Genomic DNA, 25,204 nt, shown 5'->3' with positions numbered 1-25,204 from the left:
CATCGAGCCGGGCGGAGGGCGTGGTTTCGGGCCACGCGCCCGCGCACCCACCGCCCCGCCACCCACCGCCCGCTCCTCGCTCCTCGCTCCTCGCGCCGGGCGTCAGGCGGAGACGCGGGTCGCCTGGCGGGGCGGCGCCACGGGCGTCCCCGTGACGTACTGGACGTACTCGCGCTGCAGCCGGAAGCCGGCCGTCCAGGCCAGCAGGCGGCTGGGGCGGTTGTCGCGGCCGCAGGACCAGCTCGCCGTGCGGCCGCGCGCGGCGATGTCCGCGCACAGCGCGGTGACGCAGGCGAGGGCCAGGCGCTCGCGCCGGCGCTCGGGCGCGGTGAGCACCGCCACGTCCTCGTACGCCTGTCCGGTGAAGTAGCTGCACGCCACGGCGGCGACCCGGCCGCCGCGGTCGACGGCCGCCCAGCCGTGGCCGGAGGCGGCGAGGCCCTCGGGGCCGCCCCAACTGTCGTGGATCCAGGTCGACTCCGGGCCGAGGGCGGTGAGCGCGGGCGCGTCGGCGGGCGCCAGCCGGCGGACCGTCACGCCCCGTGGCGCGCGAGGCGGGTCCACCTTCTCGCGGTGCACGTACACCATCCGCTCGGCCGGTACGAGCCGGTCGAAGGCGGCGCCGAGCACCGGCAGGAACGGGGCGGGAGCCTCGACGTGGCTGCGCGCGAAGGGGGCGAGCAGATCCGGCGCGAGGCTGCCCGCGTCGCCGCGCAGCAGCACATGGCCCGCGCACGAGACCGCCACGGCCCGCGGATCGAGCGCACGGTCGGCCCACCAGCGCCCGACGCCGACGGCCGCCACGTGCTCGGGCAGGGAGCCGGGCCCGGGCGTCCCGGGGGCGAACCAGCGGGGCACGGCGGGCAGGTGGTGCGGGGGAACCTCGATCATCAGGCGCTCCTCCGGAGTGAGACCTTCGAGTGAAACGGGTGCGACGGCGGGTGGAACCGGTGTGCCGGGATGCGCCGGGTGCGCCGGCCGGCCGGGCCCCGGCCGGAGGGCCGACCACCCCGCGCCGAGTGCCGCCGCGCCGGACTCCCGCTGTGCCGGACATCCAACTGTCCCGCGCCAGCGGGCTCAAGACCGCCTCATCGACTCTGACTCGACCCATACGAGTGGACGGCTCGAGCGTCGGCATCGCGTCAGAGGACGGCGACGTCGCGTCAACGTCACGTCAGGGAGGGTCGGTTGGCACGGGGTGCCGGGCATACCGTCTTCGTGTGCCGCCGGTTTCGTACCGGATGCGGCGGTCCTCCGGCACTCCTGTGCCCACCGGACCGCCTGTCCGTCCCGTCTGCCCCGTCACCACCCGCTCCACCGTCCCCCCGTCTCCACCGGAGGAATCCCATGACCGCGCTTGTGTACGACGAGGACCCCGAGCCCTGCGAACCCGGCCCGGCCGGGCCCCTGTTCGTCCCCGTCCGGCCGGGACCCGCGGGCTGCGTGGCCCGCCTGTTCCGCACCCCCGTCGGCGGGCGCACCGCCGTCGCCTTCACCACCGAGCTGCGCCTGCGCGCCGCCCTGGGCCCCCGGCAGCCGTGGATCCGCCTCTCCGAACCGGCGCTCAGGTCACTGACCGAGCCGCTCGGCGTCGGCGAGGTCACCGTGGACCCGCGCCTGGCCGCCCACGCCGTGGGCCACCCGCGGCGACTGCCCCCAGAGCGCCGCACGACCGACTGGCGAATCCCGGCCCCGGACTCGGACCTGAGCCCGGCGGGCGGCCCCCGGCGCCTCACCGGCGCGGCCGCCCAAGTGGGCGCCCTGACCCTGTGGTTCGGCTGAGGACGAGGCGAAGAGAGAAACGGTCATGACCACACTGCGCATACCCCCGCTCCCGGCGCCCGCGGCTGCGCCCACGCCCACACCGATTCCCGCCGGACCCGCCACCCTGGCTCCGGCCCGGTACGACGACGGCATCCGGCGCGACGAGACGCCAGGGCGTGACGAGGCGATCCGGCACGACGACGATCTGTCCGTCTGGCCCGCGTCCACCGCCCGCCTCGCCGACGGCGACCTCACCGTCGGCGGCGTGCCGCTCACCGAGATCGCCGAGCGTTTCGGCACCCCCGCCTACCTCGTCGACGAAGGCGAGGTACGGGCCCGCTGCCGCACCTACCGGCGCGCCTTCCCGGACGGCGAAGTCCTCTACGCGGCCAAGGCGTTCCTGTGCCGCGCCATGGCGCACTGGGTGGACGAGGAGGGCCTCGGCCTGGACGTGTGCTCGGCCGGCGAGCTGGAGCTGGCCGTCACGACGGGGTTCCCCGCCCACCGCGTCGTGCTGCACGGCAACGCCAAGAGCCCGCAGGACCTGCGGGCCGCCCTGCGGCTCGGGGTGGGCCGGATCGTCATCGACAGCGCCTCGGAGATCGCCAGGATCGCCGCCGCCGTACCCCTGGGCAGCCGGCAGAAGGTACTGGTCCGGGTGGTGCCGGGGATCGCGGCGGGCGGCCACGCCAAGATCCGGACGGGCACCGAGGACCAGAAGTTCGGCCTGTCCCTCAACGACGGCTCCGCACAGCACGCGATCGCCCGCATCCTGGACCAGCCGACCCTCGAACTCGTCGGTCTGCACTGCCACCTGGGCTCACAGATCACCACGGTGAAGCCGTTCGTCGCCGCGGTGCGCCGTCTGGTCGGGCTGCTGGCCCGCACGGCGGACCAGCACGGCGTCACCCTCCCCGAACTGGACCTCGGCGGCGGCCACGGCATCGCGTACCGCCCGGGAGAAGAGGCGCTCGACGTCACCGCGCTCGCGCACCGGGTGCGGGCCGAGCTCGAACAGAGCTGTGCGGCGGCGGGCCTGCCGGTGCCGCGCCTCGTGGTGGAGCCGGGCCGCGCCATCGCGGGCCCCGCCGGGGTGGCGCTCTACCGCGTCCTCGCCGTCAAGCGAACCGGCGGCACGACGTTCGTCGCCGTCGACGGCGGGATGAGCGACAATCCGCGACCGGCCCTCTACGGCGTGCGCTACGTTCCGCGCCTGGTCGGCCGGCGCTCCACGGCCGGTCCCGCCCCGGTGACGGTCGTCGGCCGGCACTGCGAGGCGGGCGACGTCCTCGCCTCGGACGTGGCGCTCCCCGGCGACGTGCGCCCCGGAGACCTGCTCGCCGTCCCGGTCGCCGGGGCGTACCACCTCTCGATGGCCTCCGGCTACAACCTCGTGGGCCGCCCGCCCGTGGTGGCCGTGTCCGAGGGGCACGCACGGCTGCTGGTCCGCCGCGAGTCGCTGGAGGACTTCCGCAGCCGCGACGTCGGTCTCTGATCGCGGGCGCGTCACGGCCCCGGGGCGGGAAGCCTCGGGGCCGTGACGCGTACGTGGTGCTGACGGGCAGAGCTCGGCCGGCCCTCGGGTGGCGTCAGAGAATCGCGCCCGGCGTGTAGGCCGCTGCCTCGGGGTGCTCCTTGAGCAGCGCCTCGATCTGCGCGACGACCGTGCCGACCTGGTCGCTCGCGGCACCGGTGAAGGACAGCTTGTCGGCCATCAGCTCGTCCAGCTCCGCGCGGTCCAGCGGGATGCGGGCGTCCGCGGCGAGCTTGTCGAGCAGTTCGTTGCGCTCGGCGCCCTGCTCGCGCATGGCGAGCGCGGAGGCGACCGCGTTCTCCTTGATGGCCTCGTGGGCCTCCTCACGGCCGACGCCCGCGCGCACCGAGGCCATCAGGACCTTGGTGGTGGCGAGGAAGGGGAGGTAGCGGTCCAGCTCGCGCGCGACGACGGCGGGGAAGGCGCCGAACTCGTCGAGCACGGTCAGGAAGGTCTCCAGCAGGCCGTCGAGCGCGAAGAACGCGTCCGGCAGGGCGACGCGCCGCACCACGGAGCAGGAGACGTCGCCCTCGTTCCACTGGTCGCCCGCCAGCTCGCCGGTCATCGAGGCGTAGCCGCGCAGGATGACGGTGAGGCCGTTGACACGCTCGCAGGAGCGGGTGTTCATCTTGTGCGGCATCGCGGACGAGCCGACCTGGCCCGGCTTGAAGCCCTCGGTCACCAGTTCGTGGCCCGCCATCAGACGGATCGTCTTGGCCAGCGAGGAGGGCGCCGACGCGACCTGCACGAGCGCCGTGACGACCTCGTAGTCGAGCGAGCGCGGGTAGACCTGGCCGACCGAGGTGAACGCGCGGTCGAAGCCGAGGTGCCCGGCGATGCGCTGCTCCAGGTCGTTCAGCTTCTCCGCGTCGCCGCCGAGCAGGTCGAGCATGTCCTGGGCGGTGCCGACCGGGCCCTTGATGCCGCGCAGCGGATAGCGGCCGAGCAGGTCGTCGAGGCGGCGGTGGGCGACGAGCAGTTCGTCGGCGCCGGTCGCGAAGCGCTTGCCCAGTGTCGTCGCCTGCGCGGCGACGTTGTGGGAGCGGCCCGCCATGACCAGCTCGGCGTACTCGCCGGCGAGCTTGCCGAGCCGGGCGAGGACCGCGACGGTACGGGAGCGGATCAGCTCCAGGGAGAGCCGGATCTGCAGCTGCTCCACGTTCTCCGTGAGGTCGCGCGAGGTCATGCCCTTGTGGACGTGCTCGTGGCCGGCGAGGGCGTTGAACTCCTCGATGCGGGCCTTCACGTCGTGGCGCGTGACCTTCTCGCGCTCGGCGATCGAGGCCAGGTCGACCTGGTCGATCACGCGCTCGTAGTCGGCGATGGCGGCGTCCGGGACCTCGATCCCGAGGTCCTTCTGCGCGCGCAGCACGGCGAGCCAGAGCTGACGCTCCAGCTTCACCTTCTGCTCGGGCGACCAGAGGGTGGCGAGCTCGGCGGAGGCATAACGTCCGGCGAGGACGTTCGGGATACGGGGCTTTGCAGGCGCGGCAGTCACGTGTACGGATTCTACTGGGCATTCGTGCAGGCCAGCGCCACGCCCCCGTTCGTCGGAAGCTACGAGAGCGGGGCGCCGTCCGTCTTCGCGCGAGTGAGCCCCGTACGGCTGGGGTCGGCCCCTAGGGGCGCGGGTCCTCGTAGGGGAGCAGGTCGGGACGCTTCGGGGCGCGGCCGTCGCCGGAGGAGCGGCCGGTGAGGCGGCGGCCGATCCACGGGCCGAGGTACTGGCGGGCGAAGCGGGCGTCGGCGATCCGGCGCGAGGTCCAGCCCGGCGGCACGGCGGCGGGCAGCGGGCTCTGCCAGTCGTCCTCGGCGTCGTACCCGAGCGCCTGCCACACGGCCTCGGCGATCCTGCGATGGCCCTCGGCGGTGGGGTGCAGCCGGTCCACGTCCCACAGGCGCTGGTCACCGAGGACGGCCGCGCCGTACAGGTCCACGACCAGGGCGTCGTGCCGTCCCGCCAGGTCCTCGACGTAGGAGTAGAGCTCCTCCATGCGCGGCCGGAACCGCTGCAGGACGGGGCCGTTGCGGCCCGGGCTGCGCATCAGGACGAGCTGCTTGCAGGAGGGGGCGAGCCGCTCCACGGCCTCCTCGAGCAGGGCGCGCACGCGGCCCATGTCGCACTTGGGGCGCAACGTGTCGTTGAGCCCGCCGACGAGGGTGACCACGTCGGCCTGCATGGCGGCCGCGACGTCCACCTGCTCGTCGACGATCTGGCCGATGAGCTTGCCCCGCACCGCGAGGTTCGCGTAGCGGAAGCCGGGGGTGCGCGCCGCCATCCGGCCGGCCAGGAGGTCGGCCCAGCCGCGGTAGGTGCCGTCGGGCAGCAGGTCCGACATGCCCTCGGTGAAGGAGTCGCCCACCGCGACGAGACTGGTGTAGTTGGCATTCATCTGCATGGCGGGAGCGATGGTATCCCGCATGGGCCCGTCGGTGTCGGGTGTCAGTCGTGATCGGCGCCGGAGAGCCGGGCCACCACCGTCTCCCCGATGTCGGCGAAGGCCTCGATCTGTTCGGGGGTCAGCAGATCCATGAAGTGCCGGCGCACGGACTCCACGTGTCGGGGCGCGGCCTCCTCGATGGTGCGCAGCCCCTCCTCCGTGAGCACGACGACCGCTCCGCGGCCGTCCGTCGCGCACTCCTCGCGCACCACGAGACCGCGCTGCTGCATGCGCGCCAGGTGGTGGGAGAGGCGGCTGCGGGACCACAGCATGCGGTCCGCGAGCTCACTGACGCGACGCCGGTGGCCCGGGCTGGCGCCCAGGTTGGACAGCACGTCGTAGTCGGGCTCGGAGAGCCCGCTCCGGCGGCTGAGGTCGCGGGAGAGCTCGGCGTTGAGCAGGAGGAACATGCGGCGGTACGCCTGCCAGGCGCGCTGCTCGGGGCCGCTCAGCCAGCGGGGTTCGTGGGGTGCGCGGCCGGATTCGAGGGGCGCGCGCAGAGGTTCCTGGGGCACGGGCCCACCGTAGCGGAGATGTGGTTGACATGTCACTCACCACGCTTCTACCGTCCTGAGTGACACGTCAACCATCAGGGTGACGTCATGAGAACCCGTCCTCGGGAGGCGCCGATGGCCACGCGGTCGCTCTGCCTGTTCGGCGGGCTCGTGCTGTTCGGCGTGAGCATCGCGCTCATGGTCGTCGCGGACCTGGGCCTTCCGTCGTGGGACGCCCTGCACCAAGGCCTGGCCCGCACCACGGGGCTGCCCTTCGGCTGGGTGGTGAACATCGTGGGCGCGCTGGTGCTCCTGGCCTGGATACCGCTGCGGGTCCGGCCCGGCGTCGGCACGCTCTGCAACATCCTGGTCGTCGGCCTCACCGCCGACGCGACGCTCGCCCTGCTGCCCGAGCCGCGCTCCCTGGCCGTGCGGGCGCCGTTGCTCGTCGCCGGCGTCGTACTGAACGCCCTGGCCACCGGCCTCTACCTCGGCGCGGGTCTCGGTCCCGGGCCGCGCGACGGCCTGATGACCGGCCTCGCACGGCGCGGTGTCTCGATCCGCCTGGCGCGCACCGTGATCGAGGTCTGCGTCCTGGCGATCGGCTGGCTGCTCGGCGGCACGGTGGGCGTCGGCACGGTGCTGTTCGCCCTCGCGATCGGCCCTCTCGCCCAGCCCGCCATCCGTCACTTCTCCCAGCCCGGCGTCGCGGCACCTCGCGACACCACCACCACGTAAAGGATCGGCACGATGCCCCGTCTGTACGTCGTCTCGGCCAGTACCCGCCCCACCTCGGCGGGACGGCCGCTTGCCGCCTGGGTCGCGGAACTCGCCGCTGCCCGCGGCGAGTTCGACACCACCTTGATCGACCTCGGCGAGGTCGGCCTGCCCTTCTTCGACGAGCCCGAGCACCCGATGGAGGGGCGTTACGTCCATCAGCACACCAAGGACTGGAGCGCGACCATCTCGGCCGCCGACTGCTTCGTCTTCGTGATGCCGATGTACAACGGCGGCTTCACCGCGCCGCTCAAGAACGCCCTCGACTATCTGCAGCAGGAGTGGAAGGGCAAACCGGTCGGGCTGATCAGCTACAGCGCCGGCAGCTCGGGTGGCGCTCCGGCCGTGAAGATGATCGAGCCGGTGCTGCGCAGGGTGGGACTGCGCCCCGTGCGACGGAGCGTGTCGGTCCCCGGCATCGAGGATCTGGTGGGCCCCTACGGAAGCTTCTCGGGCACCGCCGCGTTGGCCGGGCAGGCGGCCACCCTCCTCGACGACGTGGCACGCCTGGCCGCGACGCCGGCCGCCGTCTGAGACGGCGGCCGCCCGGACCCTGGGCAGCGCGGTGGCCCCGCGGTATGCCGGAGGCACGCCGTCGTCACGAGAGAGCGAGCCCGTCATGTGGACCGCAGCATTCTGGAAGGCCACCGCGGAACGCGCGATCCGCACGTTCGCCCAGGCGCTGGCCGCCGTTCTGGTGGCCGGGGCGACGAGCCTGCTGGACGTGGCCTGGGGCGCCGCCTTCGCGACGGCGGGGCTCGCCGCGCTGCTCGCCGTCCTGACGGCGGTCGGCGCCTCTGAGGCCGGCGCGGACGGGCCGGGCATCACCGAGCGTCCGAACCCGACGACGGCCGCAGGGGCGGGTGAGCCCGCCCACTGAGGGCTGGGGGAGCGGTGACGCCGGAGCCACGACGACGGGTCGTGGCTCCGGCGGTCTCCCTAAGGGGCCGAGCGGTCCGCGCGGCGGATCACGCGGGCTGGCCGAAGAGCTCGCGCAGCACGTCCTCCATCGTGACCATGCCGGCCAGCCGCCCGTCCGCGCCGAGTACCGCCGCCACGTGCGTACGGCTGCCACGCATGGCGGTCAGCACGTCGTCCAGCGGCGTCGTCTCGCGCACCTGGGCGATCTTGCGCATCTCCGGCACCCGGAACGGCAGATCGCGCGGCGCTCGGTCTAGGGCGTCCTTGACGTGCAGATAGCCGACGATGCGGCGGCCGTCGTCCACCACGGGGAAGCGGGAGAACCCGGACTCCGCCGAGAGCTGCTCCAGCTTCTCCGGGGTGACGCCCACGCGCGCGTAGACGACGTCCTCCAGCGGCAGGACCACGTCCCTGACCGGACGGCGGCCCAGCTCCAGCGCGTCGTGCAGCCGCTCCTGCGCGCGGTCGTCGATCAGCCCCGCGTCACCGGAGTCCTTGACCATGCGGGCAAGGTCGTCGTCGGAGAAGCTCGCCGACACCTCGTCCTTCGGCTCCACGCGCAACAGCTTCAGCAGTCCGTTGGCGAACGCGTTGATCGCGAAGATCACCGGGCGCAGCGCCCGTGCGAGCGCCACCAGCGGCGGGCCGAGAAGCAGCGCCGAGCGCACCGGCTCGGCCAGCGCGATGTTCTTCGGGATCATCTCGCCGAGCAGCATGTGCAGGTAGGTGGCCACGATCAGCGCGAGCACGAACGAGATCGGGTGGACCAGGCCGTCCGGCACACCGACCACGTCGAACAGCGGCTCCAGCAGATGCGCGAGGGCCGGCTCCGCGACGATGCCGAGGACCAGGGTGCACAGCGTGATGCCCAGCTGCGCCGCGGCGAGCAGCGCCGACACGTGCTGAAGGCCCCACATCACGCTCTTGGCGCGCCGGTCCCCCTCGTCCGCGTACGGCTCGATCTGGCTGCGGCGCACGGAGATGAGCGCGAACTCGGCGCCCACGAAGAAGGCGTTGACGACGAGCGTCGCCAGCGCGATCAGCAACTGGATGGCGGTCATCGGGCATCCTCCTCGTGGTCGTCGGACTCCAGGGGCGCGTGCAGCAGGACCCGCGCGGCGCGTCGCCCGGCGGCGTCCACGACGTCGAGCCGCCATCCGCCCACGTCGACGCCGTCACCGACGGCGGGGATGCGGCCGAGCTCCGTGGCGACGAGGCCGGCGAGCGTCTCGTACGGCCCGTCGGGCGCCCGCAGGCCGACGCGCGCGAGCTGGTCGGTGCGGGCCGCGCCGTCGGCGGAGTAGAGGGTTCTGCCGTCCTCGTCGGTGCCGGCGAGGGCGATGTCGGGCGTCTCGTGGGGGTCGTGCTCGTCGCGCACCTCGCCGACGACCTCCTCGACGATGTCCTCCAGGGTGGCGACGCCGGCGGTGCCGCCGTACTCGTCGATGACCACGGCCATGGTGCGCTTGCCCGAGAGGCGGTCGAGGAGCCGGTCGACGGTCAGCGTCTCCGGTACGAGCAGGGGCTCGCGCATCAGCTCGGCGACGGACACGCGCTGCCTGCGCTCGGCCGGTACGGCCAGCACGTCCTTGATGTGGGCGGTGCCGACGACGGTGTCGAGGTTGCCGCGGTAGACCGGGAAGCGGGAGAGACCCGTGGCGCGCGTGGCGTTGGCGACGTCCTCGCAGGTGGCGTGCACATCGAGGGCCATGACCTGGACGCGGGGCGTCATCACGTTCTCCGCGGTCAGGTCGGCGAGGTTCAGGGTGCGCACGAACAGCTCGGCGGTGTCCGCCTCCAGGGCCCCCGCCTTGGCGGAGTGCCGGGCCAGCGCGATGAGTTCCTTGGGGCCGCGGGCGGAGGCGAGCTCCTCGGTGGGCTCCAGGCCGAAGCGGCGTACGGAACGGTTCGCGGTGTTGTTCAGATGGGCGATGAAGGGCCGGAACATGGCGCTGAACAGGCGCTGCGGCGTGGCCACCCGTTTGGCGATGGCGAGCGGCGAGGAGATCGCCCAGTTCTTCGGGACCAGCTCGCCGATGACCATCAGGAAGACCGTCGACAGGGCCGTGCCGAGCACCAGGGCGATGGACGAGGCCGCCGACCGGGGGACACCGAGGTCGCGCAGCGGGCCCGCGATGAGTTTGGCGATGGAGGGCTCGGAGAGCATGCCGACCACCAGGTTGGTGACCGTGATGCCGAGCTGCGCGCCGGAGAGCTGGAACGTGAGGTTCTTGACGGCTTTGAGGGCGCCGGCGGCGCCGCGCTCACCCCGCTCGGCGGCCCGCTCGAGCTCGCTGCGCTCGACCGTGGTGAGGGAGAACTCCGCGGCGACGAAGACGCCGCACGCCAGGCAGAGCAGCAGCGCCACGAGGAGCAGGAGCACTTCGGTCATCGGGTCACCTCCGTCCCATGATCGGACAGGGGCGGGAGGAATGCGCGATGTCGGGTACTGGGAGGCTCGCCCATGGGCGGACGCTCACACCTTTCAGTCGGATACGAGTGGTGGAACCATGGTAAAGGATCGGCAAAGCCACTCGAACCCTTGTCGCCTCGGGTCGCGGCTCACTGCGTGAGCGGCTCCGAGAGCGGCTTCACCCAACGGCTCCATTGTGGTTCGGGAGCGTAGCCCGCCGCGCGCCATGCGTGCTGCGCGAGGTCGTTGCGGTCCAGGACCATCGCGTCGGCGCGCCGCCCCCCGAGCCGCACGAAACGCTCCTCGGCGGCGGCGAGCAGCGCCGCCCCCACGCCGCGCCTCCGCTGGTCCGGATGGACGGCCAGGCGGTACAGGTGGCAGCGCCAGCCGTCGAACCCCACGATGACCGTGCCGGCGAGCACGCCGTCGCGTTCGGCGAGGATCAGCGCCTGGGGATCCCTGGCCACGAGCCGCTCCACGCCGGAGCGGTCGTCGCTGATGCTGGTGCCTTCCGCGGCGACCTTCCAGAAGGCCAGCACCGCGTCGAGGTCCTCGGGTGCGGCGGCCCGTATGCGAAGGCCGTCCCTGCCGTGGTCGTCCCTGCCGTGGTCGTCCCTGCCGTCACGAAGATCATCCATGTCGGCATCCCATCACCGGCCGATCTCCGGCGCAGCGCGGTTTCAGGATGCGGACGGAGGCCCGGGCCACCGGGCCCGTACCTGGCCCGTCACTCGTGCGCGGCCCCGTCACTCGTGCGCGATGGCCGCCAGCACGTTCATGCGCGACGCCCGCAGGGCGGGGAGCAGCGCCGCCGCGAGCCCGACGACCACCGAGCCGATCACCACCGCGACGATCGTCGTCCAGGGGAACGCCAGCTCCTTCATGCCCTGGAGCGCGAGGATCTGCTGCACGGCGACGCCCCAGACCAGACCGAGCGCGAGCCCGAGCAGCGCGCCGAACACCGCGATCACCACCGACTCCAGGCGGATCATCCGGCGCAGCTGACGCCGGCCGAGCCCGATGGCGCGCAGCAGCCCGATCTCCCGGGTGCGCTCCACGACCGACAGCGCCAGGGTGTTGACCACCCCCAGCACGGCGATGACGATCGCGAGCCCGAGGAGCGCGTAGACGAGATAGAGCATCACGGCGATCTGCTGCCGGATCAGCTCCTTGTAGTCGGCCTGGTCGCGCACCTGCACCTGCGGATACGGGTCGAGTGTCCGGTCCAGGCGGGCGCGCAGCGTGTCCGCGTCCGTGCCCGGGGCCGCGTTGACGTACAGCGCGGAGTCCTGGCCGCCCGGCACGTACTTCTCCACCGTGCCGAACCCGAGGAAGAGGCCGCCCTCCACGCCGAACCCCTCGGCCGCGTCCTGGTCGGTGAGCGCGCCGACCGTCAGCTTCGCCGCGCGTCCGCCGGGGAAGGTCGCGTGCAGGGTGTCGCCGACGCGCACCCGGTGCTGGTGCGCGAAGTCCTTGTCCATGCCGATCCGGCCTGCCGCCAGCGCGGCGCGTGAACTCCCCCGCGCGTAACGGACCTTGGCGACGTCGTCGAGTCGCGGATCGTATCCCGCGGCGGTCGACTCGACGTTCTTGCCGTCGGGCAGGGCCAGTTCGATCGGGGTGAACCGCTGGCGCACGACGAGGCCCGCGCCGTCGGTGCCCTTGACCTTGCCGGTGATCTCCGAGGTGAACGGCAGGAAGCTGCTGTTCTGCACCACGAAGTCGGCACCGAGGGTCTTGTCGATCTGCCGGTCGAACGACTTCGTCATCGAGGCACTGGCCACCGAAAGACCGCCGACCAGCGCGAGTCCCACCATCAGCGCGGCCGCCGTGGCGCCGGTGCGGCGCGGGTTGCGCAGCGCGTTGCGCTGGCTCATCCGGCCGACCGAGCCGAAGAGCGCGGGGAACGCGCCGCCGAGGACCCGGATCACCGGCCGGACCAGGAGAGGCCCCGCGATGATGGTGGCGATCAGGGTCAGGACGATGCCGAGGCCGAGCAGGGGCGCCGCCGACGAGGTCTTCGTCGCGGCCGCGCAGCCCGCCAGCGCGGCGGCCCCGGCCGCGCCGACGAGGGCGCCGGCGATCGCCCGTACCCGCAACGGCCGCCCCACGCCCGCGATCTCGGCGTCGGCGAGGGCCGCCATCGGCGAGACGTGCGCGGCCCGCCGGGCCGGCAGATACGCCGCGACGAACGTGACGCCGACCCCGACCACGTACGCGGCGACCGGCGTCACCCACCCGATGACCATCTCCGTGGACTTCAGGTTCATCCCGAGCAGGCCGATCAGCTCGATAAGACCCAGGGCGAGACCGATCCCGGCGGCGAGCCCCAGCGTGGAGCCGACCAGGCCGAGCAGCAGCGCCTCGATGAGCACGGAGCGGCGCACCTGCTTGCGGTCGGCGCCGAGCGCGCGCAGCAGACCCAGCTCGCGCGTGCGCTGCGCGATGAGCATCGAGAAGGTGTTGACGATCAGGAAGATGCCCACGAGGACGGCGACTCCGGCGAATCCGAGCATCACGTACTTGATGACGTCCAGGAATCCGCCGAGCTGGGCGGCGGCCGACTCGGCCTGTTCGTCGGCGGTCTCCAGCTCGTAGCCGGAACCCAGTACGGCGGCCATCCGCCGCTTGAGGGTGGTGTCGGAGACGCCGTCGGCGGCCGTCACCGAGATGCTCGTCGCCGCGTTCGCCGAGCCGAGGAGCTTGTTCTGTGCGGTCGGTGTGTCCACATAGACCAGGGCGGCGCCGGGGTTGGTGGTGGTGAACGTGGCGATGCCGACGATCTCGACCTTGAAGGAGCCGGGGCGCGCGAGGACGGTGAGGGTGTCGCCGATCCCCACGTCCTTCTTGTCGGCGGTGTTTGCGTCGAGCATCGCCTGGCCCGCCCCGCGCGGTGCGTGGCCCGAGGTGAGCTCCACGGGGCTGCGGTCGGAGGGGTACCAGTTGGTGGCGACGGTCGGGGCGCCCGTCGTCGGGCCCACGGACTCGTTGTCGCGGTCGACGACGGTGATGTTGTCGACCGCCGCGTCGACGTGCGTGTCCTTGACGCCGGCGATCCGGTCCACCCGGTCCTTCAGGCGCGCCGGCACCGTCGGTGTCTGCCCCGAGGGCACCGCCTCGTCCAGGTCCTTCTTGGGCGAGACGGTCACGTCGGCCGCCGTGGAGGCGAAGAGGCGGTCGAAGGTACGGGTGACGGTGTCCGAGAAGATCAGGCTGCCCGTCACGAACGCCACCGAGAGGATGACGGCGAGCGCGGAGAGCACCAGTCTGCCCTTGTGCGCGAGGAAGCTCCTGAGCGTCGCCTTCAGCACCGCGGCCCCCGGCTCAGCTCTGTGCGGACGGACGGTCGGTGGGCGTGGACTCCGAGTCGGGTGGCCGCCGCGCTCCGGGTGTCATCGCCTGCAGCGTGTCGAACCGCTTCATGCGCTCCAGGACCGCGTCCGCCGTCGGGCGCTCCATGTCGTCCACGATCCTGCCGTCGGCGAGGAAGAGGACCAGATCGGAGTGGGCGGCCGCGCCGGGGTCGTGGGTCACCATCACCACCGTCTGACCGAGCTGGTCCACCGCCTCGCGCAGGAAGCCGAGGACTTCGAGCCCGGCCCGTGAGTCGAGGTTGCCCGTCGGCTCGTCGGCGAAGATCAGCTCGGGTTTGGCGGCCAGCGCCCGCGCACACGCCACCCGCTGTTGCTGCCCGCCGGACAGCTGCGCCGGCCGGTGTGCGAGGCGGTCCCGCAGCCCCAGCGTGTCGATCACGTGCTCCAGCCAGTCGCGGTCCGGCCGCTGCCCCGCGATGTCCATCGGGAGCGTCATGTTCTCCAGGGCGTTGAGCGTGGGGATGAGGTTGAAGGACTGGAACATGAAACCGATGCGGTCCCGCCGCAGCCGGGTCAGCTCACGCTCCTTGAGCCCCGTGATCTCCGTGTCCCCGAGCCACACCTGGCCCGCCGAGACGCTGTCGAGCCCCGCCAGACAGTGCATCAGGGTGGACTTCCCCGAACCGGAGGGTCCCATGACGGCCGTGAAGCGCTCACGCGCGATGTCCACGTCGACCGAGTCGAGGGCGAGGACGGTCGTCTCGCCCGAGCCGTACGCCTTGGTGAGGCCGCGGGCGCGCGCGGCGGTCCCGGCGGCCCCCGAACGTCCCGTGAACGGTGCCGAAGCAGCAGTGGACAAGGCGGCCTCCTGGGTTGTGGCCGTTCCAACTCCCGTGACCGTGCCGAGAGTAGTGGGCCACCTGGGTGTCCGGTATCCCTCCGAGGTCGGGCCCCGAGACGCATGTAAGGGGCATGGTCCGGCGCCCTTGTCGCGCTAGCACTCGGGCGCTAGCTTGGCGGTATGGCGAAGACCCAGTTGAACGTCCGCGTGGACGAGGGCACCGCCCGGGCCGCGCGGGAGCGCGCCCTGGCCCGGGGCATGAGCGTCAACCGCTACATCGAAGAGCTCGTCAAACAGGACTCAGGCGAGGTGGGACACACCTTCGTCGAGGCCGCCGCCGACTTCATGAAGCAGTACGAGTCCGTCTTCGCCGAGGAGTTCGGCGTCGAACGCGAGGGCAGCCGCCCGCTGCGTGAAGGTCGTCGCTGAGCCGTTGAATCTCAGAATCGACCTTGCCTGGCTCCTGATGATCGCCGAACACAAGACGCCCGGAGACCCTCAGGTCACCGACTGGGGCGCGCTCGTCGCCGCCGTCGCCAGACACGAGGCGGAGATATTCGGGATGCCCGTCTACGAAACCGCGCACGACCGCGCGGCGGCGCTCCTCCAGCTCCTGCTGCACATCCCCGCGCTCGAACGCTCCAACGCGCTCTTCGCCGCCTCCGTCGCGTACGCCTACCTCGTCTCCAGCGGCCTCAAGGTCGTCACCTCGCCCGAGCAGGTGCGCGACCTGGCGCGGCTGGTGAAGGAGGACGGTGCGAGCGTGCACGACATCGCGGCTGAGCTGCGCCAGTGGAGTCTGTGACTTCCCGGACACGGCTGCGGAGCCGGCCCTGATGCCCCCTCCCCGAAAGGAGGGCCCCGGAGGTCAGGGTGTGCCGTCCGGGCGCCGTGCCGTGCCGATCACGCAGTACGAGGTGGGCAGGCGCGGCCCCTTCGCGGGCACCAGGAGATGGCGGTGGTCGCCCACCTCGAAACCGGCCTCGCGCAGCGCGCCGAGCGTGTCGCGCCCGACGTGACAGCCGCCGAACAGCGACGGCCACACCGTTCGGTCCAGGGCGCGCTGCGTGGCGGACATCAGCGTGCCCGGCGCGCGGCCGTGTTCGAAGAACCGCACCTGCCCGCCGGGCCGCAGCACGCGCCGCAGTTCGGCCAGCGCCCGCGGCACGTCGCGCACACTGCACAGCACCAGGGAGAGGACGGCCGCGTCGAACGCCTCGCTCTTGACGGGCAGCGCCTCGGCGGCACCCGGCACGACGTCGACGGGCACGTCCGCGCGCAGCGCCGCGGTGACCGCCAACCGCCGCAGCATGCGCTCCGGTTCGATCGCCACGACCTCGGAGACCGCACCCGGGTAGTACCCGAAGTTGAGGCCGTTGCCGGCGCCCACCTCGATGACCCGCCCGGAGAGCCCGGCGAGCAGCTCGCGGCGGCGGGGACCGATCAAGGGCTCGGCGGCAACACTCTGACGGGCGTAGAAACGGGCGAAGACGGGGTGGTGCACGGCGTCCCGGGACGCGGCGGAGCGGGCGGAGCGCGGCGACATGGGTCCTCCTCGGCACAGCGGGCGGATACCGCCATGGTGCCCCTCGGGAGGCCGTTCTCCGCAGTTCCCGGGCCGGGGTGTTCTGGTGGTGTCGTCTCCCTTACGGGTGGTCCGCCGGGACGGCTCGCCCCGGCGGTCCGGTCACCTCGGCCGGGCCGGGTCAGCGCGGCGCGGGCGCCTCGCGCTCCGCGAACGCCGTCCCGTCCCAGGTGCCGCCGAGCTCGGGCCCGAGCCAACTCCCGGCCGCCGCGCGGAAGGCCGGGCCGTCCAGCTGCCCCGACCCCTCGGGGATCGCCCCGAGCAGGGCCCGGCCGGAGGCACCCGGAAGATCCGCGAGGTTGCACCGGGACGCGAGGTCCGGCGCCGCGGGCCAGCTGCCGACGACGACACCCAACTGCGCCACGCCGCGCGCCCGCAGGGCCTCCGCGGTCAGCGTCGTCGCGTTGAGGGTGCCGAGCCCCGCCGGGGCGACCACCAGGACGGGCGCGTCCAGGAGCCGCGCCACGTCCGCCAGCGTGCCGCCCTCCTCGTCGAGGCGTACGAGCAGCCCGCCCGCGCCCTCGACCAGGACCAGGTCGTGCTCGACGGCCAGCTTCCGGGCGGCGTCGGCCACGTCCCGCGGGCTCACCGGTGTCATTCCGGCCCGGCGGGCTGCGGTGTCGGGAGCCAGCGGCTCGGGGAAACGGGCGAGTTCGCGTGTGGTGACGGTGTCGCCGGCCAGCCGCGCCACCTCCTGGGCGTCGCCCGGTTCGCCGGGTGCCACGCCGGTCTGGGTGCCCTTGAGCACGGCGACGCTCCGCCCCGCCGCGAGTGCGACCGCTGCCACGGCGGCCGTCGTCACCGTCTTGCCGATCTCCGTGCCCGTACCGGACACCATGATCACCGTCATGTGTCAGCCCTCCCGCGCCGCGGCGCAGACCGCGCGGGCGATCCGCGCCACGTCGTCGTCCCCCGTGATGAACGGCGGCATCGTGTAGATCAGGTCGCGGAACGGCCGCAGCCACACGCCCTCACGGACCGCGGCGCGGGTCGCCGCCGCCATGTCCACCGGGTGGTCCAGCTGGACCACCCCGATCGCACCGAGGACGCGGACCTCCCGCACGGACGCGAGGCCCGCCGCCTCGGCCAGACCGTCCCGCAGTCCCGTCTCGATGCGCTTGACCTCGGTCTGCCAGTCCTGTCCGAGCAGCAGGTCGATGGAGGCCCCGGCGACCGCGGCGGCCAGTGGGTTGCCCATGAACGTCGGCCCGTGCGCGAGCACCGGCACCTCGCCCCGTGAGATGCCGTCGGCGACCCGCGCCGTGCACAGCGTCGCCGCCAGCGTCAGATAGCCGCCGGTCAACGACTTGCCCAGGCACATCACATCGGGCGTGACGCCCGCGTGGTCCGCCGCGAACAGCGCTCCCGTACGGCCGAAGCCCGTCGCGATCTCGTCGAAGACGAGCAGCACGTCGTGCGCGTCGCACGCCTCGCGCAGCACCCGCAGATAGGCGGGGGAGTGGAAGCGCATCCCGCCCGCGCCCTGCACCACGGGCTCGACGATCACAGCCGCCAGCTCGTGCGCATGGCGTTCGATCATGTCGTGCAGATGGGTCGCGTACGACTCCTCGTACGCCGCCGGCGGCGCGTCCGTGAACACCTGGCGCGGCAGGACGCCCTGCCAGAGCTCGTGCATGCCGCCGTCGGGGTCGCAGACGGCCATCGGCTGCCAGGTGTCCCCGTGGTAGCCGCCGCGCCAGGTCAGCACCCGCTGCTTCGCGGGGCGGCCGAGGGAGCGCCAGTACTGGAGACACATCTTCAGGGCGACCTCGACCGAGACGGAGCCGGAGTCGGCGAGGAAGACGTGCTCGAGCCCTTCGGGTGACATGTCGACAAGGCGCTTCGCGAGCCGGACCGCGGGCTCATGGGTGAGTCCGCCGAACATGACATGGCTCATGCGGTCCAGCTGGCCGCGCACCGCGTCGTTGAGGACGGGGTGGTTGTAGCCGTGGATCGCCGACCACCAGGACGACATCCCGTCGACCAGCTCCGTGTCACCGTCGGCGAGGCGCAGCCGGACGCCGCTCGCGGACTCGACGACCAGGGGTTCCTGGCGGCCCGGCATCGGCCCGTAGGGGTGCCAGACGTGCTGCCGGTCGAGGGCGAGGAGCTCCGATGTGGAGAGGTCAGGCATTGGGGGCCAGGTCCGTTCCCGCGCCCCGGCGGCGCACCGCCACCAGGTCCGTCCGCGCCTCGCCCGGTTCGGCCACGACCGCGGCCTCGGCCACCGGCTCCGCGGCCTGCTCCGCGGTCGGCCCGGGGGTGCCGCACGGACCGCAGCCGCCGCCGTCGTGCGAGCCGCAGCCGGCGCCCTCGTGCGCCCCGGACCCGCACCCGGCCGCCTCGTGCGAGCCGCAGCCGCCCGCCGCCGCGTCCGCGCGGTGCCGCGGCAGCGTGACCTGGTCCGCGCCCTCCACCTCGAAACCGGCGTCCGCGATCATGTCCAGGTCCGCCTGGCCGGCCTGGCCCTCACTGGTCAGGTAGTCGCCGAGGAAGATGGAGTTGGCGAGGTTCAGGGCGAGCGGCTGCATCGAGCGCAGATGGACCTCGCGGCCGCCCGCGATGCGCACCTCCACGTCCGGGCAGACGAACCGGACCATCGCGAGGATCCGCAGACAGCGCTGCGGCGTGAGGTTCCACTCCTTGGCCAGCGGGGTGCCCTCGAAGGGGATCAGGAAGTTGACCGGTACCGAGTCGGGGTCGAGCTCGCGCAGCGCGTACACCACGTCGACGAGGTCCTCGTCGCTCTCGCCCATGCCCGCGATCAGCCCGGAGCAGGCGGACAGGCCCGCCGCGTGCGCCTTCTGCACGGTGTCGACGCGGTCGGCGTACGTGTGGGTCTTCGTGATGCCCGCGTACGTCGCCTCCGACGTGTTGAGGTTGTGGTTGTAGGCGTCGGCGCCCGCGCCCCGCAGCCGCTCCGCCTGACCGTCCGAGAGCAGGCCGAGGCAGGCGCACACCTCGACGCCCTCGTTCTGCTCCTTGACCGCCGCGATGGTCTGCGCCACCCGGTCGACGTCACGGTCGGTCGGTCCGCGGCCGCTGGCCACCAGGCAGACCCGCTTGGCGCCGCCCGCGACACCGGCCGCCGCGGCCTGCGAGGCCTCGTCGGGTTTCAGCCAGGTGTACTTGAGGATCTCGGCCTTGGAGCCGAGCCGCTGCGAACAGTACGAGCAGTCCTCGGGGCACAGACCCGACTTGAGATTGACCAGATAGTTGAGTTTCACCCGGCGCCCGAACCACTGCCGCCGCACCCTCCCGGCGGCGGCCACTACGTCCAGGAGATCGTCGTCGGAGGTGGCCAGCACGGCCAGCGCCTCTTCGCGGGTCGGCAGCTCGCGCCGAAGCCCCTTGTCCACCAGCGTGTTCAGCAGATCCATGGCGCTGATCCTTACGCACGGCAGCCTCCCCGGCCAAGGAGAGTTCGCACAACAGAACCGGTTTGAGGTGTGGGTATTGCCACATACTGGCCAGGTGGCACGACGGCTAAGGTCTGTGCAATGTCTACAAACAGCCACCCCGTGCCGGGCACGCCCACCCAGCCGAGCGGCGCGTCCCACGACTCCCCGTCGGGCACGGCGTTCGGCTGGCTCGACGAACAGGCGCGGCTGCGCGCCGACGCCGGACTCGTCCGCACCCTGCGCCCGCGCCCCGCCGACGCGGACGGCCTCCTCGACCTCGCGGGCAACGACTACCTCGGCCTGACCAGGCACCCGGAGACCACCGAGGGCGCCGCGGCCGCGGCCCGGCGCTGGGGCGGTGGCGCCACCGGCTCCCGGCTCGTCACCGGCACCACGGAACTGCACGCCGAACTGGAGCGCGAGCTCGCCGACTTCTGCGGCTTCGAGGCGGCGCTCGTCTTCTCCTCGGGCTACGCGGCGAACCTGGCGGCCGTCACCGCGCTCGCCCCGCACGGCACGCTGATCGTCTCCGACGCGGGCAACCACGCGTCGCTGATCGACGGCTGCCGGCTGGCCCGCGGTACGACACAGGTGGTGCCGCACGCCGACCCCGAAGCGGTGCGCAAGACGCTGGAAGGCCACGACGGTCCCGCGGTCGTGGTGTCCGACTCGGTGTTCTCGGTGGACGGCGACATGGCGCCGCTCGCCGAACTCGCCGCGGTCTGCCGGGAGACCGGCGCGGGGCTGATCGTCGACGACGCCCACGGCCTCGGCGTGCTGGGCGACGGCGGCCGTGGTGCCCCGCACGCGACGGGGCTCGCGGGCGCGGACGACACCGTCGTCACCCTCACCCTCTCCAAGTCCCTCGGCAGTCAGGGCGGCGCCGTCCTCGGCCCGGCCCGGGTCATCGAGCACCTGGTGAACGCGGCCCGTACGTTCATCTTCGACACGGGTCTCGCGCCCGCCGCGGCCGGCGCCGCCCTGGCAGCCCTGCGCCTGCTGCGCCGCGAACCCGGACGCGCCGCCCGCGCCCGCGAGGTCGCGGCCGAGCTGCACCGGCGCCTCACGGCCGAGGGGCTCTCGGCGGTGCGCCCCGACGCCGCCGTCGTCTCGGTGCGCGCGCCGTCACCGGAACAGGCCGTGCAGTGGGCGGCCGACTGCCGGTCCGACGGGCTCGCGGTGGGCTGCTTCCGGCCGCCGTCGGTGCCCGACGGCATCTCACGACTGCGGCTGACCGCCCGGGCCGACCTCACCGACGCGATGATCGCCGATGCGGTCCGGGTGATCAGCCGCAGAGCACCCCGGTGAAGCGTGCCCGGCCCGCGGGAGGCCGGGCCGGCTCACCGGAGGCTGTTGACGAACGTCTCCCAGGGGCCGGGGGAGAACAGCAGGGCGGGCCCTGCGATGTCCTTCGAGTCACGCACGGCGCACAGGCCGGTCGGCGGACCCGAGTCGAGGGTGGCCGTCTCGACACAGTTGTTCATTCCGTTGCTGTAGCTGCTGCGCTGCCACCGCGCACCTTGGAGCGTCGTGCTGGAAGGTACGTACCGAGGCATTGCGATCATGGTGCCTCCTTACGCGCCGTTACCTAGTCCGGCGATGAATTCCGTTGATTCCTCGGGTGAAAGCGCCTGTGCCTGAAGGGAGTTGAAGGCCTCCGTGTACGCCTGGAGGTCTTCTTTCCGTTCGAGGTAGAGGCTACTCGTCAAGTGGTCGAGAACAACCACATCCAGATCAGCAATGTCCGGAAATGAAAAGATAACGAAAGAACCGATCAGACCCGCATGCTCGCCGGCGGCGAACGGCAGCACCTGAATCCGGACATGAGGCAGCTGCGACGCCTCCCGCAACCGCGCCAACTGCCCCGCCAGGACCGGCTTTCCGCCCACCGGCCGGTGCAGCACGGCCTCGTCCATGACCACGCTCAGTCGCAGCGGCGGGTCCGCGCGGAGCACGTCCTGCCGGGCGAGGCGCACCTCCACCAACGCGTCGACCTGCTTCTCCGGCAGCCCGCAGAGCGCCGCCCGGGTCACCGCGCGCGCGTAGTCCGGGGTCTGCAGCAAGCCGGGGACCACGCTGGTCTCCAGGGTGCGCACGCCGCTCGCCTGCGATTCCAGGCTGATGAAATCGCGGTAGGTGGCGGGCAGCAGATCGCGGTAGGCCCGCCACCAGTGCTGACGCCCCGCGCCGGGGTCGTCGGCGCCCGCGATGGCGATGAGCAGCTCGCTGCGCCGGGAGTCCTCGACCCGGTACGCGGTGAGCAGCAGCCGCACGTCGGACGCCTTCACCCCGCTGCGGCCCGTCTCGATGCGGCTCACCTTCGACTGGTGCCAGCCCAGCCGGGCCGCGGCCTCACTGCTGGTGAGTCCCGCCGCGCTGCGCAGCGCGCGCAGTTCGGCGCCGAGCTGGCGCCGGCGTACCGCGGGGCCGTACTGCATGCCCGCTCCTTCCGGACGGAGCCGCCAGGTCACCCGGCGGCAGGACGGGGGCAGTACGGGAGATTAGAGGAAGTACGAGTCCTGTGCCCAAATACGTTCTGCCGTAGCAGAGTTCACCGCTTCGAGCGACAGATATATGCACATCTCGGTGGATCGCCACGCGTGACCGGCCAAGGAGTGGCAGGCTGGCGCGAAGCACCAGCCCGGGACGGTCCTCGAGTCATCCGCCGCCAGTCGGAGACCGGTCCCGGTGGGAAAGGGACAGCGTCGCCATGGCCGACCATCAGGAAGCCTCCGTCACCCTGCCGAGCGATCCTGCCTCGGTCCCAGCGGCCCGGAAGTACGTGATGCGGGTGCTCGACGACTGGGGACTGCCCGCCGACGCCGAGGTGTCGGACACGATCAGGCTCATCGTCTCCGAGCTCGCCACGAACGCCGTGCAGCACACCCTGGGGCAGTCGCCGACCTTCACCGTGGGCCTCGAACTCGACCGGGACGAGCACCTGCGGATCGGCGTCACCGACAGCCACCCGCGCTACCCCAAGCGGCTCCCGGCCGCCGTCCAGCAGGACAACGGCCGCGGCATGGTCATCATCCGCTGGCTCACCGCGGAGTGCGGCGGCAGGCTCTCGGTCAGCCCGACCGACGAGGGCGGCAAGACCGTGTGGATCGCGCTTCCCTGGCGGGCGCCCGTCCGGCGCAGACCCCGTGACGCCGCCCACTGAGGAGCGCCGCCACGGCGTCAGGGGACCGGGAGGCCGGTCGCCGAGGGATCTGCGGGGTCAGCGGACCCTGCCGTACCAGACGCTCTTGGACCAGATCTTCTCCAGGCGCACCACGGACCCCGTCTTGGGGGAGTGCCAGATGCGGTTGTTCCCGGCGTAGATGCCCACGTGGTAGACGTTCCGCCCGGAGTGGAAGAACACCAGGTCACCGCGGGACCGCTGGGACCTGGAGACGTGCGTGGTCTTGTTGTACTGCGCGGCGGCGGTGCGCGGGAGCTTCTTGCCCGTTCGCTTGAACGAGTAGAGCGTCAGGCCGGAGCAGTCGAACCGGTGCGGCCCCACGGCCCCGTAGGCGTACGGGGCGCCCTTCTTCGACGCCGCGATCTGGAGCGCCTTCGCCCCGTGGGTCGCTGCCTGGGCCTCGGAGGTGAGCCCGGGGGCCAATACGGTGCCGCCTACGACTGCGAGCGTGAGGACCGATGCGGCACCGGTCCTGCTGAGCAGCGACGGAACGTGATTCAGCGCGGTCATGCGCAACCCTTCGTCAGCCGCCTGTGAAGGATGACCTGTCGGGTTCGGGCAGGCGAAGATGCCCGGCCGCGTCGTGCTCTGCGGCTTCACCCCAAGGACGTCGCCCGGACTTTCCGGACGGGCCCGTCGTGCTGGGTCCTCCACTCCTGCCGTTGCACAGATGTCGACCGGTCATCCGGGCGGCGGCAGGACTCGGCGTCCGCCCGGACCGCCCCGCCGTTGTGGCGGGGGCTTGTCGTCGGAAGGGATCTTGACCCGAAACAGGTCCGAAAACCGAGCCGAAACGGCTTTTTGTGAGGCTCCTCACGACTGACCTGTTCAGGTGGACACAACCGAAATGGACTAGTCGACACGTCGTCTGACGACGGCTCGACCAGCAACGGAACGTCTTATTCCGGACCTGCTGTAGTCGTCGGGCGCAACCGCAACCCGTGTGAAGGAGGAGGTGGAAATACGCCGTCCGGGGTAGCCCGACTGGTCCGTTTCGCGCGGGGCCCGGACGTTTCGGCTTCGAGCGGTGGGCGGTTGACGGGTGCTCAGCCGGCTGCCGGGGGCGGCAGGGTGACGCGGCCGGCGCGCCGTTCGCCGTCGAGGACGCGCAAGGCCCGGGCGAGCGTGGGTGCGTGCACCTCACTCTCCCCCCGCCGGTGCATGAGGGCGAGCGCGTCCCGCAGGGCGCTCGCCCGGCCGACCAGCGCCTGGGCGGCCCTGAGGCCACCATAAGTGTGCTCGGCGCGCGCCGGATTGATTCTGCCGAGCAGGTCGACGACCTCCAGGTAGCGGTCGACCAGCTCCGCCTCGGCGCCCGTCAGGGCCGGCAGGGGCGGCAGCTCGGGAGGCAGCATGGGCGGGTCACCTCGCGTCCCGTGCCGCGAGCGAGCTCTTGCGGCTCGGGATGATCCGGTCCACGAACCCGTACTCCAGGGCTCCTTGAGCGTCGAGGATCTTGTCCCGCTCGATGTCCGCGGTGATCCGGTCGGGGCCCTGTCCGGTGTGCCGGACGAGCAGCTCCTCCAACAGCCGCCTGGTGCGCTGGAGTTCGTCCGCCTGGATGACGAGATCGGTCGTCTGTCCCTGAAGGGGCTCGGAGATCTCCGGCTGGCGGATCAGGAGGCGCGCGCCGGGCAGCGCGAACCGTTTGCCGGGCGTCCCGGCGGCGAGCAGGACGGCGGCGACCGACGCGGCCTGGCCGAGGCAGGTCGTCTCCACGTCACAGCTCACGAACCGCATCGTGTCGTAGATCGCCGTCATGGCGCTGAACGAGCCGCCCGGGGAGTTGATGTACAGCGAGATGTCGCGGTCGGGCGCCTGGTACTCGAGGTGCATGAACTGCGCCATCACGTCGTTCGCCGAGGTGGCGTCGATGGGAGTGCCGAGGAAGACGATCCGCTCTTCCAGGAGCTTGGAGTAGGGGTCCATGGTCCGCGTCCCCGAACTGGTGCGTTCGGTGAACTCGGGCAGGACGTAACGGGCAGAAGGACGGTTCACGGCACGCCTCTCTTCCTCCGGGTGCGGTGCGCACCTCCGGGATCTGTACAGAATGTACAGGACGTACGTACTCCTCGTGCGGTGTCGCCAGGGATCCCGGAGGTGCGTCGAGGGGGAGAGGGGGTGGGGGGAATGAGGGGCATGCGCCGCGCCGTGCGGGGGATCGCTCGTGCCCTTGGTGCCGGAAGGGGGCCGTTTAAGCTGGACGCATGGCCTACGAGATTCCGGTGACGCAAGCCCGCGCAGAGTTCGCCGAGCTGATCAATCGCGTCGTGTACGGCGGCGAGCGCGTCGTCGTCACCCGGCACGGCAAGCCGCTCGTGGCCCTCGTGTCCGCCGAGGATCTGGAGCGTCTCCAGGCGCTCGCGGAGGCCGTGGAGGCGGCGGGGGAGGAGCGGACGGTCAGCACCGTCACCTCGCTCGGTTCCGTGCCGCCCGGCTCCTCGGAGCGACAGAGGTTCGGCATAGCGGCGGAGCACCGCGGCCCCGACGCCAGGTAGGGCGCGAATTCACAGGATGGACAAATGGGGCGCCGCT

Annotated in this window: 28 protein-coding genes and 1 riboswitch; of the genes, 10 read left to right on the top strand and 18 right to left on the bottom strand. The window is 72.4% G+C overall.

What is annotated here, in order from left to right; translation table 11 throughout:
* Positions 1-102: 102 nt before the first annotated feature.
* Positions 103-891 (bottom strand): GNAT family N-acetyltransferase, encoded by a 789-nt coding sequence (locus tag ACZ6B8_RS17465; protein WP_471083318.1) that lies wholly within the window; start codon positions 889-891, stop codon positions 103-105.
* Positions 892-1,347: 456 nt separating this feature from the next.
* Between ACZ6B8_RS17465 and ACZ6B8_RS17460 the strand changes: the two genes are divergently transcribed.
* Together ACZ6B8_RS17460 and lysA are read left to right on the top strand one after the other, a co-directional pair.
* Positions 1,348-1,782 (top strand): SAV_915 family protein, encoded by a 435-nt coding sequence (locus ACZ6B8_RS17460; RefSeq protein WP_471607733.1) that lies wholly within the window; start codon positions 1,348-1,350, stop codon positions 1,780-1,782.
* A gap of 25 nt (positions 1,783-1,807) precedes the next feature.
* The gene (lysA, locus tag ACZ6B8_RS17455; RefSeq protein ID WP_471083324.1) at positions 1,808-3,259 is read left to right on the top strand and encodes a diaminopimelate decarboxylase; all 1,452 of its coding nucleotides are present in this window, start codon (positions 1,808-1,810) and stop codon (positions 3,257-3,259) included.
* 94 nt (positions 3,260-3,353) lie between these two features.
* Here lysA and purB read toward each other — a convergent pair whose 3' ends face one another.
* From purB to ACZ6B8_RS17440, 3 genes are all read right to left on the bottom strand, one after another.
* Positions 3,354-4,796 carry an adenylosuccinate lyase gene (purB, locus tag ACZ6B8_RS17450; RefSeq protein WP_471607732.1) on the bottom strand — a complete coding sequence of 481 codons (1,443 nt, stop codon included), beginning with the start codon at positions 4,794-4,796 and terminating at the stop codon, positions 3,354-3,356.
* Positions 4,797-4,917: 121 nt separating this feature from the next.
* Positions 4,918-5,697 carry an SGNH/GDSL hydrolase family protein gene (locus ACZ6B8_RS17445; protein WP_471083330.1) on the bottom strand — a complete coding sequence of 260 codons (780 nt, stop codon included), beginning with the start codon at positions 5,695-5,697 and terminating at the stop codon, positions 4,918-4,920.
* A gap of 44 nt (positions 5,698-5,741) precedes the next feature.
* Positions 5,742-6,254 (bottom strand): MarR family winged helix-turn-helix transcriptional regulator, encoded by a 513-nt coding sequence (locus ACZ6B8_RS17440; RefSeq protein ID WP_471607731.1) that lies wholly within the window; start codon positions 6,252-6,254, stop codon positions 5,742-5,744.
* Between the two features lie 87 nt (positions 6,255-6,341).
* Here ACZ6B8_RS17440 and yczE point away from each other — a divergent pair, with 87 nt between their 5' ends.
* From yczE to ACZ6B8_RS17425, 3 genes are all read left to right on the top strand, one after another.
* A complete protein-coding gene (gene yczE, locus ACZ6B8_RS17435; RefSeq protein ID WP_471607730.1) occupies positions 6,342-6,971 on the top strand; it encodes a membrane protein YczE in 630 nt (209 codons plus the stop codon).
* A gap of 12 nt (positions 6,972-6,983) precedes the next feature.
* On the top strand, positions 6,984-7,544 hold the full coding sequence (locus tag ACZ6B8_RS17430) for an NADPH-dependent FMN reductase (protein WP_471083339.1): 561 nt from the start codon (positions 6,984-6,986) through the stop codon (positions 7,542-7,544).
* An 85-nt stretch (positions 7,545-7,629) separates the two neighbouring features.
* Positions 7,630-7,890, top strand: a complete 261-nt coding sequence (locus ACZ6B8_RS17425; RefSeq protein WP_471083342.1) for a holin — start codon at positions 7,630-7,632, stop codon at positions 7,888-7,890.
* Between the two features lie 88 nt (positions 7,891-7,978).
* On the opposite strand, the gene ACZ6B8_RS17420 is transcribed toward ACZ6B8_RS17425, so the two are convergent.
* The 5 genes from ACZ6B8_RS17420 to ACZ6B8_RS17400 all read right to left on the bottom strand — a co-directional run bounded on the left by ACZ6B8_RS17420 (position 7,979) and on the right by ACZ6B8_RS17400 (position 14,517).
* On the bottom strand, positions 7,979-8,992 hold the full coding sequence (locus tag ACZ6B8_RS17420) for a hemolysin family protein (RefSeq protein WP_471607729.1): 1,014 nt from the start codon (positions 8,990-8,992) through the stop codon (positions 7,979-7,981).
* Entirely contained in the window at positions 8,989-10,323 is a 1,335-nt protein-coding gene (locus ACZ6B8_RS17415; RefSeq protein ID WP_471607728.1) for a hemolysin family protein, read from the bottom strand. The genes ACZ6B8_RS17420 and ACZ6B8_RS17415 overlap by 4 nt, the downstream gene beginning before the upstream one ends.
* 170 nt (positions 10,324-10,493) lie before the next feature.
* Complete coding sequence (locus tag ACZ6B8_RS17410; protein WP_471607727.1) at positions 10,494-10,982, bottom strand: GNAT family N-acetyltransferase; 489 nt, start codon at positions 10,980-10,982, stop codon at positions 10,494-10,496.
* 108 nt (positions 10,983-11,090) lie between these two features.
* A complete protein-coding gene (locus ACZ6B8_RS17405) occupies positions 11,091-13,655 on the bottom strand; it encodes an ABC transporter permease (protein ID WP_471607726.1) in 2,565 nt (854 codons plus the stop codon).
* A 13-nt stretch (positions 13,656-13,668) separates the two neighbouring features.
* A complete protein-coding gene (locus tag ACZ6B8_RS17400; protein ID WP_471607725.1) occupies positions 13,669-14,517 on the bottom strand; it encodes an ABC transporter ATP-binding protein in 849 nt (282 codons plus the stop codon).
* A 162-nt stretch (positions 14,518-14,679) separates the two neighbouring features.
* On the opposite strand from ACZ6B8_RS17400, the gene ACZ6B8_RS17395 reads away from it, so the two are divergent.
* Both ACZ6B8_RS17395 and ACZ6B8_RS17390 read left to right on the top strand, forming a co-directional pair.
* Positions 14,680-14,928 (top strand): toxin-antitoxin system HicB family antitoxin, encoded by a 249-nt coding sequence (locus ACZ6B8_RS17395; RefSeq protein WP_362373300.1) that lies wholly within the window; start codon positions 14,680-14,682, stop codon positions 14,926-14,928.
* Between the two features lie 37 nt (positions 14,929-14,965).
* Positions 14,966-15,304, top strand: a complete 339-nt coding sequence (locus ACZ6B8_RS17390; protein ID WP_471083927.1) for a fic family toxin-antitoxin system, toxin component — start codon at positions 14,966-14,968, stop codon at positions 15,302-15,304.
* Between the two features lie 63 nt (positions 15,305-15,367).
* Here ACZ6B8_RS17390 and ACZ6B8_RS17385 read toward each other — a convergent pair whose 3' ends face one another.
* The 4 genes from ACZ6B8_RS17385 to bioB form a co-directional block, all read right to left on the bottom strand.
* Positions 15,368-16,045: a class I SAM-dependent methyltransferase gene (locus ACZ6B8_RS17385; RefSeq protein WP_471607724.1), complete on the bottom strand. Its 678-nt coding sequence runs from the start codon at positions 16,043-16,045 to the stop codon at positions 15,368-15,370.
* A gap of 160 nt (positions 16,046-16,205) precedes the next feature.
* The gene (bioD, locus tag ACZ6B8_RS17380; RefSeq protein ID WP_471607723.1) at positions 16,206-16,934 is read right to left on the bottom strand and encodes a dethiobiotin synthase; all 729 of its coding nucleotides are present in this window, start codon (positions 16,932-16,934) and stop codon (positions 16,206-16,208) included.
* Between the two features lie 3 nt (positions 16,935-16,937).
* On the bottom strand, positions 16,938-18,218 hold the full coding sequence (locus ACZ6B8_RS17375) for an adenosylmethionine--8-amino-7-oxononanoate transaminase (RefSeq protein WP_471607722.1): 1,281 nt from the start codon (positions 18,216-18,218) through the stop codon (positions 16,938-16,940).
* Entirely contained in the window at positions 18,211-19,464 is a 1,254-nt protein-coding gene (gene bioB, locus ACZ6B8_RS17370) for a biotin synthase BioB (RefSeq protein WP_471083370.1), read from the bottom strand. Before bioB ends, ACZ6B8_RS17375 begins: the two co-directional genes overlap by 8 nt.
* Positions 19,465-19,584: 120 nt before the next feature.
* Here bioB and ACZ6B8_RS17365 point away from each other — a divergent pair, with 120 nt between their 5' ends.
* Positions 19,585-20,793, top strand: coding sequence for an 8-amino-7-oxononanoate synthase (locus ACZ6B8_RS17365; RefSeq protein ID WP_471607721.1), 1,209 nt, complete (start codon positions 19,585-19,587; stop codon positions 20,791-20,793).
* A gap of 32 nt (positions 20,794-20,825) precedes the next feature.
* Here ACZ6B8_RS17365 and ACZ6B8_RS17360 read toward each other — a convergent pair whose 3' ends face one another.
* Positions 20,826-21,050, bottom strand: coding sequence for a DUF397 domain-containing protein (locus ACZ6B8_RS17360; RefSeq protein WP_471083376.1), 225 nt, complete (start codon positions 21,048-21,050; stop codon positions 20,826-20,828).
* 9 nt (positions 21,051-21,059) lie between these two features.
* Complete coding sequence (locus ACZ6B8_RS17355) at positions 21,060-21,923, bottom strand: helix-turn-helix domain-containing protein (protein WP_471083379.1); 864 nt, start codon at positions 21,921-21,923, stop codon at positions 21,060-21,062.
* A 272-nt stretch (positions 21,924-22,195) separates the two neighbouring features.
* Here ACZ6B8_RS17355 and ACZ6B8_RS17350 point away from each other — a divergent pair, with 272 nt between their 5' ends.
* A complete protein-coding gene (locus ACZ6B8_RS17350) occupies positions 22,196-22,648 on the top strand; it encodes an ATP-binding protein (protein ID WP_471083382.1) in 453 nt (150 codons plus the stop codon).
* A gap of 57 nt (positions 22,649-22,705) precedes the next feature.
* On the opposite strand, the gene ACZ6B8_RS17345 is transcribed toward ACZ6B8_RS17350, so the two are convergent.
* From ACZ6B8_RS17345 to ACZ6B8_RS17335, 3 genes are all read right to left on the bottom strand, one after another.
* Positions 22,706-23,179, bottom strand: a complete 474-nt coding sequence (locus ACZ6B8_RS17345; protein ID WP_471607720.1) for a C40 family peptidase — start codon at positions 23,177-23,179, stop codon at positions 22,706-22,708.
* Positions 23,180-23,182: 3 nt separating this feature from the next.
* Positions 23,183-23,358, bottom strand: a riboswitch (cyclic di-AMP (ydaO/yuaA leader).
* A 357-nt stretch (positions 23,359-23,715) separates the two neighbouring features.
* Entirely contained in the window at positions 23,716-24,024 is a 309-nt protein-coding gene (locus ACZ6B8_RS17340; RefSeq protein ID WP_471083388.1) for a hypothetical protein, read from the bottom strand.
* A 7-nt stretch (positions 24,025-24,031) separates the two neighbouring features.
* Positions 24,032-24,667, bottom strand: coding sequence for an ATP-dependent Clp protease proteolytic subunit (locus tag ACZ6B8_RS17335; protein WP_471607719.1), 636 nt, complete (start codon positions 24,665-24,667; stop codon positions 24,032-24,034).
* Between the two features lie 209 nt (positions 24,668-24,876).
* On the opposite strand from ACZ6B8_RS17335, the gene ACZ6B8_RS17330 reads away from it, so the two are divergent.
* On the top strand, positions 24,877-25,167 hold the full coding sequence (locus ACZ6B8_RS17330) for a type II toxin-antitoxin system Phd/YefM family antitoxin (protein WP_471607718.1): 291 nt from the start codon (positions 24,877-24,879) through the stop codon (positions 25,165-25,167).
* Positions 25,168-25,204: the final 37 nt, after the last annotated feature.

The organism is Streptomyces sp. NPDC041122, assembly GCF_055592445.1.
This window is presented reverse-complemented; position numbering and strand designations above follow the sequence as displayed.